Raw genomic sequence first — 10002 nt, 5'->3', positions numbered from 1 at the left:
AAAGTACCCCGGGAGGGGAGTGAAATAGTACCTGAAACCGTTCGCCTACAATCCGTCGGAGCCTTGCGGGGTGACGGCGTGCCTTTTGAAGAATGAGCCTGCGAGTTAGTGGCATGTGGCGAGGTTAACCCGTGTGGGGGAGCCGTAGCGAAAGCGAGTCTGAATAGGGCGATTCAGTCGCGTGTCCTAGACCCGAAGCGGAGTGATCTAGCCATGGGCAGGCTGAAGCGCGGGTAAGACCGCGTGGAGGGCCGAACCCACCAACGTTGAAAAGTTGGGGGATGACCTGTGGTTAGGGGTGAAAGGCCAATCAAACTCCGTGATAGCTGGTTCTCCCCGAAATGCATTTAGGTGCAGCGTCGCGTGTTTCTTGCCGGAGGTAGAGCACTGGATGGTCTAGGGGGCCCACAAGCTTACCGAAATCAGCCAAACTCCGAATGCCGGTAAGTGAGAGCGCGGCAGTGAGACTGCGGGGGATAAGCTTCGTAGTCGAGAGGGAAACAGCCCAGATCACCAGCTAAGGCCCCTAAGCGTGTGCTAAGTGGAAAAGGATGTGGGGTCGCATAGACAACCAGGAGGTTGGCTTAGAAGCAGCCACCCTTTAAAGAGTGCGTAATAGCTCACTGGTCAAGTGGTTCCGCGCCGACAATGTAGCGGGGCTCAAGCACACCGCCGAAGCTGTGGCATTCACATTTTAACCTCGCTTGGACGTGATTCCTTGTGCAGGTGTGTGGATGGGTAGGGGAGCGTCGTGCCGCGAGTGAAGCAGCGGGGTGACCCAGTTGTGGACGCGGCACGAGTGAGAATGCAGGCATGAGTAGCGAAAGAAGGGTGAGAAACCCTTCCGCCGGATGACCAAGGGTTCCAGGGCCAGGCTAATCCGCCCTGGGTGAGTCGGGACCTAAGGCGAGGCCGAGAGGCGTAGTCGATGGACAACGGGTTGATATTCCCGTACCCGCGAAAGAGCGTCCCTGATGAACCTCGTTGTGCTAACCACCCGAGCTGGCTGATGTCTTCGGACGGATGTTGGGGAGCGTGGGAACCTGATGGGTAGTAGTCAAGCGATGGGGTGACGCAGGAAGGTAGCTGAGCCCGGCCGGTGGTTGTGCCGGGGTAAGCGTGTAGGCCGTGTTGTAGGCAAATCCGCAACACATGAGGCTGAGACGTGATGCCGAGCCGATTCAGGTGAAGTCAGTGATCCTATGCTGCCGAGAAAAGCCTCTAGCGAGTTCTTAGCGGCCCGTACCCCAAACCGACACAGGTGGTCAGGTAGAGAATACCGAGGCGATCGGGCGAACTGTGGTTAAGGAACTCGGCAAATTGCCCCCGTAACTTAGGGAGAAGGGGGGCCGGAGACGTGAAGCCCCGCGCGGGTGGAGCGTTGTATGGCCGCAGAGAGCAGGGGGAAGCGACTGTTTACTAAAAACACAGGTCCATGCGAAGAAGTAATTCGATGTATATGGACTGACGCCTGCCCGGTGCTGGAACGTTAAGGGGACCTGTTAGCTCTTCGGGGCGAAGCGGAGAACTTAAGCGCCAGTAAACGGCGGTGGTAACTATAACCATCCTAAGGTAGCGAAATTCCTTGTCGGGTAAGTTCCGACCTGCACGAATGGCGTAACGACTTCCCCACTGTCTCAACCACAGGCCCGGCGAAATTGCAGTACGAGTAAAGATGCTCGTTACGCGCGGCAGGACGGAAAGACCCCGGGACCTTTACTATAGCTTGACATTGGTACTCGAATTAGCTTGTGTAGGATAGGTGGGAGCCGGTGAAACCTATACGCCAGTATGGGTGGAGGCAATCTTGAAATACCACTCTGGTTGATTTGGGTATCTAACTTCGGACCGTTATCCGGTTCAGGGACAGTGTCTGGTGGGTAGTTTAACTGGGGCGGTTGCCTCCTAAAAGGTAACGGAGGCGCCCAAAGGTTCCCTCAGCCTGGTTGGCAATCAGGTGTTGAGTGCAAGTACACAAGGGAGCTTGACTGTGAGACTGACAGGTCGAGCAGGGACGAAAGTCGGGACTAGTGATCCGGCACTTGCGAGTGGAAGCGGTGTCGCTCAACGGATAAAAGGTACCCCGGGGATAACAGGCTGATCTTCCCCAAGAGTCCATATCGACGGGATGGTTTGGCACCTCGATGTCGGCTCGTCGCATCCTGGGGCTGTAGCAGGTCCCAAGGGTTGGGCTGTTCGCCCATTAAAGCGGTACGCGAGCTGGGTTTAGAACGTCGTGAGACAGTTCGGTCCCTATCCGCCGTGCGCGTAGGATACTTGAGAAGGGCTGTCCCTAGTACGAGAGGACCGGGACGGACGAACCTCTGGTGTGCCAGTTGTCCCGCCAGGGGCACGGCTGGTTAGCTACGTTCGGAAGGGATAACCGCTGAAAGCATCTAAGCGGGAAGCCTGCTTCAAGATGAGGTATCCCACCCACTTTGTGGGGTAAGGCCCCCAGCTAGACGACTGGGTTGATAGGCCGGAAATGTAAGCCCGGTAACGGGTTCAGTTGACCGGTACTAATAGGCCGAGGACTTGACTACTAAGCTGCTACGCGTCCACTGTGCAACTCTCGATAAACGAACAACAGACCACAGTGTGGTGTTGTTTGACATGTCGATAGAGTTACGGCGGTCATGGCGGAGGGGAAACGCCCGGTAACATTCCGAACCCGGAAGCTAAGCCCTCCAGCGCCGATGGTACTGCACTCGTGAGGGTGTGGGAGAGTAGGACGCCGCCGGACAATCTTCCAGTCGAGGGCCGCCCCATCCGGGTCGGCCCTCGACTGCGTAGCGCCATTGGTGGCGCAATCAGGAAGGATGTACCTGTGAGTTCAGGACCGCAGGGCGGAGATCGTCCCCGTCGCCACGAAGACCGTACGGACGGCTCGGCTGGACGCGACCGCGGCCCGCGCCGTGATGACCGCGACCGCCCCCCGTACCGGGGTGACCGGGACAACGCTGGCGGCGCCCGGGGCGGATACGCCGGCGGACGCGACGGCGGTTCCCGTGGTGGTGACCGGGACAGCTCGCGGTCCAGCGCTCCGCGTGACGGCGGCTTCCGTGGTGGTGACCGCCGCGAAGGCGGCTTCCGCGGCGGCGATCGGGACGGTTCGCGCTCGGGCGCCCCGCGTGAGGGCGGCTTCCGTGGCGGCGACCGCCGCGAGGGTGGTTTCCGCGACGGTGGCTTCCGGGGTGGCGACCGTCGTGAGGGTGGTTTCCGCGGTGGTGACCGGGACGGTTCGCGCTCGGCCGCTCCGCGTGAGGGTGGTTTCCGGGGTGGTGACCGCGATGGTGGTTTCCGTGGCGGTGACCGTCGTGAGGGTGATTACCAGGGTGGCGACCGTGGCCGGTCGGGCCCGGCGCGTGAGGGTGGCTTCCGGGGCGGTGACCGCGAGGGCGGTTTCCGCGGTGGCGACCGCCGTGAGGGTGGCGCTCCGCGTGAAGGTGGCTTCCGGGGTGGTGACCGGGACGGTGGCTTCCGGGGTGGTGACCGCGATGGTGGCTTCCGTGGCGGTGAGCGTCGTGAGGGTGGTTTCCGGGACGGCGCCCGGTCTGGTGCCCCGCGTGAGGGTGGCTTCCGCGGTGGTGACCGCGACGGTGGTTTCCGTGGCGGTGACCGCCGTGAGGGTGGTTACCAGGGTGGCGACCGTGGCCGGTCGGGCCCGCCGCGTGAGGGTGGCTTCCGGGGCGGCGACCGTCGTGAGGGTGGCGCGCCGCGTGAGGGTGGCTTCCGCGGTGGTGACCGCGACGGTGGTTTCCGTGGCGGTGAGCGTCGTGAGGGTGGTTTCCGGGACGGCGCCCGGTCTGGTGCCCCGCGTGAGGGTGGCTTCCGCGGTGGTGACCGCGACGGTGGTTTCCGTGGCGGTGACCGCCGTGAGGGTGGTTACCAGGGTGGCGACCGTGGCCGGTCGGGCCCGCCGCGTGAGGGTGGCTTCCGGGGCGGCGACCGTCGTGAGGGTGGCGCGCCGCGTGAGGGTGGCTTCCGCGGTGGTGACCGCGACGGTGGTTTCCGTGGCGGCGACCGTCGTGAGGGTGGCGCTCCGCGTGAGGGCGGCTTCCGCGGCGGCGACCGTCGTGAGGGTGGTTTCCGTGGTGGTGACCGCGAGGGTGGTTTCCGGGGCGGTGACCGTGGCGGCTCGCGTCCGGGCGCTCCGCGTGAGGGTGGCTTCCGCGGTGGTGACCGCGACGGTGGTTTCCGTGGCGGTGACCGCCGTGAGGGTGGCTACCAGGGTGGCGACCGTGGCCGGTCGGGTCCGCCCCGTGAGGGTGGCTTCCGGGGCGGTGACCGCGAGGGTGGTTTCCGGGGCGGTGACCGTGGTGGTTCGCGTCCGGGCGCTCCCCGTGAGGGTGGTTTCCGTGGCGGCGACCGTCGTGAGGGCGGCGCTCCGCGTGAGGGCGGCTTCCGCGGCGGCGACCGCGACGGCGGCTTCCGGGGCGGCGACCGTCGTGAGGGCGGCGGCTTCCGGGGCGGCGACCGGGACGGCTCCCGCCCCAGCGGTCCGCGCGAGGGCGGCGGCTTCCGTGGCGGTGACCGTCGCGAGGGTGAGCCCCGCCGTGACGATCGTGGCGCGGGCTCCGAGTCGTACGAGGGTGGGCGCACGTCCGCCCCGGCGTTGCCGGACGACATCGTCGCGACCGACCTCGACAAGGACGTCCGCGCCGAGCTGCTGTCGCTGAACAAGCCGGTCGCCGAGTCGGTGGCCCGGCACCTGGTCGCCACCGGTCAGCTGATCGACGAGGACCCGGCGGAGGCGTTGGCGCACGCGCTGGCCGCCCGTCGGCTCGCCTCGCGTATCTCCGCTGTCCGGGAGGCGGTCGGTCTGGCCGCGTACCACGCGGGGGAGTGGCAGACGGCGATCGCCGAGCTGCGGACGTACCACCGGATGAGCGGCCTGCAGAGTCACCTGGCCGTGCTGGCGGACTGTGAGCGTGCTCTGGGTCGACCGGAGCGGGCCATCGACCTGTTCCGCGGTGCCGACCAGGACAAGCTGGATCAGGCCGTCGCGATCGAGCTGCTGATCGTCGCCGCCGGCGCCCGGGGTGACCTCGGGCAGAAGGACGCCGCCGTGGCGATGCTCCAGGTGCCGGACCTCACCAGCGAGGCCACCGTGCCGTGGACGGCGCGGCTGCGGTACGCGTACGCCGACGCGCTGCTCGCGGTGGGTCGGCGCGAGGAGGCCCGCGAGTGGTTCTCCCGCGCCGCCGACGTGGACACCGAGGGTGAGACCGACGCGGCGGAGCGGCTGCTCGAACTCGACGGCGTTGTCATCGAGGGCGACGACGAGGACGAGGCCGAGGAGATCGCCGCCGGTCCGGGCACGCCGGGCGCGGTGCCGACCCAGCCGGACACCGACCTGGCCGCCGACGCCGACGACATCGCGGACGGCGACGACCGCGACGAGGACGACGACCGCGACGACGAAGCCGACGAGGACTTCGACGACGAGGACGACGACCGCGACGAGGACTTCGACGACGACGAGGAGGGCGGCGCGGTCGCTCGCTCCGAGGACGTCGAGGACGTCGACGTCGAGGACGAGGACCGGCACCCCGACCAGAGCGGGAACGCCGAACCGTCGGACGCGACCGCGCCGGTCGCCGACGGGACCGCCCCCACCCGGGGCGACGAGTCGGAGCCGACGCAGCGGTGAGCACGGACGCCGGGAAGCGGCTGGTCGACGGGTACACCCTGGTCGTCTTCGACCTGGACGGGGTGATTTACCTGATCGACCGGCCGATTCCCGGCGCGGTCGAGGCGGTGGCCCAGCTGCACGCCGAGGGCCGGGCGGTGGCGTACGCGACCAACAACGCCTCCCGGCGCTCCAGCGAGGTCGCCGACCTGCTGACCGGGATGGGCGTGCCGGCCCGGCCGGAGGAGGTGCTCACCTCCGCGGCGGCCTCGGCCGAACTGCTGCGTGACCGACTGCCCGCCGGAGCCCCGGTGCTGGTCGTCGGGGCGGAGGCGCTGCGCGCCGAGGTGCGCGCGGTCGGCCTGACCCCGGTCTCCCGCGCCGACGAGAAGCCGGCCGCGGTGGTGCAGGGCTACGGCCCGCAGGTCGGTTGGGCGGACCTGGCGGAAGCCTCGGTGGCGGTGCGGTCGGGTGCGATCTGGATCGCCACCAACACCGACCGGACCCTGCCCAGCGGTCGTGGACCGCTGCCCGGTAACGGCTCGCTGGTCGCCGTGCTGCGTACCGCGTTGGAGCGGGATCCCGACGTGGTGGTCGGCAAGCCGGAGTCGGCGTTGTTCGAGACCGCCGCCCGGCGCAGCAACGGTGGCCGGGCGCTGGTCGTCGGTGACCGCCTGGACACCGACATCGAGGGCGCGCGTCGAGCCGGGCTGGACAGTCTGCTCGTGCTCACCGGCGTCAGCGGCGTACCCGATCTGCTGGCCGCCGGGCCGCAGCGGCGGCCCACGTTCGTGGCACGGGACCTGGCGGGGCTGTTCGACCCGGACGCGGCCGTGCGGGTCCCGGGTTCGACGGAGGCCGGGGGTTGGTCCGTGACGGACCGGGACGGCACGGTGGAGCTGGCCGGCTCGGGTCGGCCGCTGGACGCGCTGGCCGCGCTCTGCGCGGCGGCCTGGTCGGCGTCGGCGCCGCCGACGGTCCGCGCGGTGGGCCCGGATGCGGCCCGCGCGGTGGAGAGCTTCGGGCTACCCGGCGGCGAGTGAGACGGCCTGTGGGCGCTCGTCAGAGCAGCTTGCGCAGCTTCAGCAGGTCGAAGGGGTTCGCCTTGATCGACACTCGGCGGGAGGTCACCGCGCCGGTGACGTCGAGGTCGCCGCGCACCAGGGCCAGCAGGTCGTCGCTGGACGTGCTCAGCGCGATCTTGGCTTTGGGGTCGTCGCCGTCGGTCAGCTCGATCAGCCGGCCGCCGCTGATCCGGCCGTGAAACGCCGTGTCCAGGTCGGTGATCCGGCAGGCCAGCGTGCGGTCCAGGTCGATGCGTTCGCGCACCGTCTCGGCATTGCGGTCCAACCGGGCGGCCAGCTCCTGCAACGCCTGCCGGCACTCGTCCACGCTGGCCACATCTCCCCCTCGTTGATCGCCACGTCGTCCCCGGCACCGTACCGCACAGGACAGTCCGGGGTGCCCGGTAGCGTGACACCTGCACACCTCGCCCCATGGAAGGACACCGGCATGCAGGACGCGTGGCGCGCCTACCTCGAACTGGCCATGGGCCTGGCGGAGGCGCCCCGGAAAAAGGCCCAGGACGTGGCGCGTCGCCTCGTCGGCTCCGGCGGCGCGACGGCCGCCCAGCTCCAGGCCCTCGGCGAGGAACTGGTGAGCACCGGCGCCGCCAACCGCGAGGCGTTGACCAAGCTGGTCCGCTTCGAGGTCGACCGGGCACTCGGCGCGGTCGGCCTGGCCACCGCCGACGAGGTGGCCGAGCTGACCCGACGGGTCCGCGACCTGGAACGGCAGCTGCGCGAGGCGCGCGCCGCCGAGCCGACCCGCGCGGCCTCTGCCGGGCCGACCCCGCAGCCCGACCCGACCCGCGCCGTGCGGCCCGACGCCGGCCTGGTGCCGTCGGACGGCCCGGCCGGCGCCCCGGTCTCCGCCCCGGTGGCGAAGAAGGCCGTGGCGAAGAAGGCGGTCGCCAAGAAGGCCATCGCGAAGAAGCCGCCGGCGACGATCAGCCGCACCGGCGACGAGACCCCGACGCCGGCGGCGATGCCGGCGAAGAAGGCCGTGCGCAAGCGCCGCCCGGACGGTGACTCGTGACGGCCGTACCGTCCGGCGGGAGCCCCCGGTGAGCGGCGACGTCCGGCCCGGCCCGCGTCCGGGCCCTGCGCCCGGCATCCGGCCCGGCCCGCCGCCCGGTGGGTTCGGGGCGCGTCCGGGTCCGCCGCCGAGCGCCCGTCCCGACCTCATGCCGGGCGACGACGACGCCGACGCCGCGCGGCACCCGGCGGTGGACGCCGCCGTGCGGGCCATGGCGAACGCGGCGACGCTCGCCCCGGCCGACCAGATCGCGCAGTACGAGGCGGCCTACGAGACGCTGCGGGAAACCCTCGCCACCATCGACCAGACCTGAGCAAGACCGGAGAACCACCCATGGCACGTCGCAACCGGTTGGACGCCGAACTCGTCCGCCGTGGTCTGGCCCGCTCCCGCGAGCAGGCCGCCGCGCTGGTGGAGGCCGGCCGGGTCCAGCTACGCGGGGTGCCCGCGCGCAAGGCCGCCGCGATGGTCGACCCCGCCGATCCGCTGCTGGTCACCGGCGACGATCCCACCGAGGAGTACGTCTCCCGGGGTGGGCACAAGCTCGCCGGCGCGCTGGCCGCGTTCGGTCCCGCCGGGCTGCGCGTCGCCGGCCGCCGCTGCCTGGACGCCGGCGCCTCGACCGGGGGCTTCACCGACGTGCTGCTGCGCGCCGACGCGGCCGAGGTGGTCGCCGTGGACGTCGGCTACGGCCAGCTCGCCTGGTCGCTGCGGACCGACGACCGGGTCCGCGTCCTGGAGCGCACCAATGTCCGTACCCTCGAACCGGAGGCGATCGGCGGGCCGGTCGACCTCACGGTGGCCGACCTGTCGTTCATCTCGCTGCGGCTGGTGCTGCCGGCGTTGGCCGGCTGCACCCGCGACGACGGCGACCTGGCGTTGATGGTGAAGCCGCAGTTCGAGGTGGGCAAGGACCGCGTCGGCGCCGGCGGTGTGGTCCGTGAGCCGGAGCTGCGCGCCGAGGCGGTGCTCGACGTGGCGGCGGCGGCGCAGCGGCTCGGCCTCGGCCTGGCCGACGTGGCGGCCAGCCCGCTGCCCGGGCCGAGTGGCAATGTGGAGTTCTTCGTATGGTTGCGCCGGGGCGCACCACCGGCCGATCCGCAGCGGGTGCGGGCCGTGGTGGCGGCCGGGCCGGACGGCCCGACGACGACCGGCGACGTGCCGGACGCGGCGGCGGAGGAGGTCGCAGGGTGAACGCGTACAGCGAGCGGCGCGGTCCGGCACGCGGTGGTGCCGCCACGACGGCGGACGGGCGGCCGGTTCGATGAGTCGCACGGCGCTGCTGGTCACACACACCGGTCGTCGGCGCAGCACCGAGCACGCCCGGTCGGTCGCCGCCGACCTGATCGCGGCGGGTTTCGAGGTGCGGGTGGTCGCCGACGAGGCCGACGACCTCGACCTGCCCGGCGTGGTGCCGGTCGCGGGCCCGGAGGCCGCCGAGGGCGCCGAGATCGTCTTCGCGCTCGGTGGGGACGGCACCTTCCTGCGCGCGGCGGAGCTGGCCCGGCCGGCGAAGGCACCGCTGCTCGGCATCAACCTCGGCAAGGTGGGTTTCCTCGCCGAGGCGGAGATCGACGACCTGGACACCGCGGTCCGTGACGTGGTCGGGCGTAACTACACCGTCGACGAGCGGCTCACCCTGGACGTCACCGCCGAGTTCGACGGCGGCCCCACCATCGAGTCCTGGGCGCTCAACGAGATCAGCGTGGAGAAGGGCGAGCGGGCGCAGATGCTCGAGTTGCTCGTCGACGTGGACGGCCGCCCGCTGTCGCGTTACGGCTGCGACGGCGTTGTCTGCGCCACCCCCACCGGCTCCACCGCGTACGCGTTCTCCGGCGGTGGCCCGGTGGTCTGGCCGGAGGTGGAGGCGCTGCTGCTGGTGCCGATCAGCGCGCACGCGTTGTTCAGCCGCCCGTTGGTCACCGCACCGACGTCCACGTTCGTCATCACCGTCGACCCGTTCACGACCCTCGCCGTGCTCTCCTGTGACGGTCGGCGGGTCTACGACCTGCCGCCGGGCGCCCGGGTCACGGTGCGGCGGGGTGCCCTGCCGGTGCGCATCGTGCGGTTGCGGGCCCGGCCGTTCACCGACCGTCTGGTCGCCAAGTTCGGGCTTCCGGTGCATGGCTGGCGGGGCAGCCGCAGGTGAACCGTGCGGGCACCGTCGGTGCACGTCGGTTGTCCACCTGACGACATGTCGCCGCTGCGGCGGCCGGCGACTAGTGACCTGGTGACGGGCTCCATCGCAGACTCCGATCGACCCTCATCTACGG

General features: G+C 69.8%; 8 protein-coding genes and 2 rRNA genes (1 of these 10 only partly in view). 8 read left to right on the top strand and 2 right to left on the bottom strand.

Translation table 11 applies throughout. The features are described 5' to 3' along the window. Positions 1 to 2543: ribosomal RNA gene (locus tag O7620_RS11990) — 23S ribosomal RNA — on the top strand (it extends 565 nt beyond the left edge of the window). An 83-nt stretch (positions 2544 to 2626) separates the two neighbouring features. Beyond that, positions 2627 to 2743: ribosomal RNA gene (gene rrf, locus O7620_RS11985) — 5S ribosomal RNA — on the top strand. A 90-nt stretch (positions 2744 to 2833) separates the two neighbouring features. Here rrf and O7620_RS11980 read toward each other — a convergent pair. Further along, positions 2834 to 4711, bottom strand: a complete 1878-nt coding sequence (locus O7620_RS11980; protein WP_278123095.1) for a hypothetical protein — start codon at positions 4709 to 4711, stop codon at positions 2834 to 2836. On the opposite strand from O7620_RS11980, the gene O7620_RS11975 reads away from it, so the two are divergent. Then, on the top strand, positions 4700 to 5653 hold the full coding sequence (locus O7620_RS11975; RefSeq protein ID WP_278126969.1) for a Replicase polyprotein 1ab: 954 nt from the start codon (positions 4700 to 4702) through the stop codon (positions 5651 to 5653). The genes O7620_RS11980 and O7620_RS11975 overlap by 12 nt on opposite strands. Next, positions 5650 to 6675, top strand: a complete 1026-nt coding sequence (locus O7620_RS11970; RefSeq protein WP_278123094.1) for an HAD-IIA family hydrolase — start codon at positions 5650 to 5652, stop codon at positions 6673 to 6675. Before O7620_RS11975 ends, O7620_RS11970 begins: the two co-directional genes overlap by 4 nt. 19 nt (positions 6676 to 6694) lie before the next feature. On the opposite strand, the gene O7620_RS11965 is transcribed toward O7620_RS11970, so the two are convergent. Further along, positions 6695 to 7033 (bottom strand): SCP2 sterol-binding domain-containing protein, encoded by a 339-nt coding sequence (locus tag O7620_RS11965; RefSeq protein ID WP_121652745.1) that lies wholly within the window; start codon positions 7031 to 7033, stop codon positions 6695 to 6697. A 111-nt stretch (positions 7034 to 7144) separates the two neighbouring features. Between O7620_RS11965 and O7620_RS11960 the strand changes: the two genes are divergently transcribed. From O7620_RS11960 to O7620_RS11945, 4 genes are all read left to right on the top strand, one after another. Continuing rightward, positions 7145 to 7729, top strand: coding sequence for a hypothetical protein (locus O7620_RS11960; RefSeq protein WP_278123093.1), 585 nt, complete (start codon positions 7145 to 7147; stop codon positions 7727 to 7729). 28 nt (positions 7730 to 7757) lie between these two features. Then, entirely contained in the window at positions 7758 to 8042 is a 285-nt protein-coding gene (locus O7620_RS11955; RefSeq protein ID WP_151490098.1) for a hypothetical protein, read from the top strand. Between the two features lie 20 nt (positions 8043 to 8062). After that, positions 8063 to 8923, top strand: coding sequence for a TlyA family RNA methyltransferase (locus O7620_RS11950; protein ID WP_151490097.1), 861 nt, complete (start codon positions 8063 to 8065; stop codon positions 8921 to 8923). Between the two features lie 70 nt (positions 8924 to 8993). Next, on the top strand, positions 8994 to 9878 hold the full coding sequence (locus tag O7620_RS11945) for an NAD kinase (RefSeq protein ID WP_151490096.1): 885 nt from the start codon (positions 8994 to 8996) through the stop codon (positions 9876 to 9878). The last annotated feature ends 124 nt before the right edge of the window (positions 9879 to 10002 follow it).

The sequence above is a fragment of the Micromonospora sp. WMMD710 genome (assembly GCF_029626045.1).
Lineage (GTDB): Bacteria > Actinomycetota > Actinomycetes > Mycobacteriales > Micromonosporaceae > Micromonospora.
This window is presented reverse-complemented; position numbering and strand designations above follow the sequence as displayed.

What these genes read in the sequence shown, in the direction of transcription:
- O7620_RS11960 (WP_278123093.1), top strand. Translation starts at nt 7,145, where the DNA reads ATGCAGGACGCGTGGCGCGCCTACCTCGAACTGGCCATGGGCCTGGCG.
- O7620_RS11950 (WP_151490097.1), top strand. Translation starts at nt 8,063, where the DNA reads ATGGCACGTCGCAACCGGTTGGACGCCGAACTCGTCCGCCGTGGTCTG.
- O7620_RS11945 (WP_151490096.1), top strand. Translation starts at nt 8,994, where the DNA reads ATGAGTCGCACGGCGCTGCTGGTCACACACACCGGTCGTCGGCGCAGC.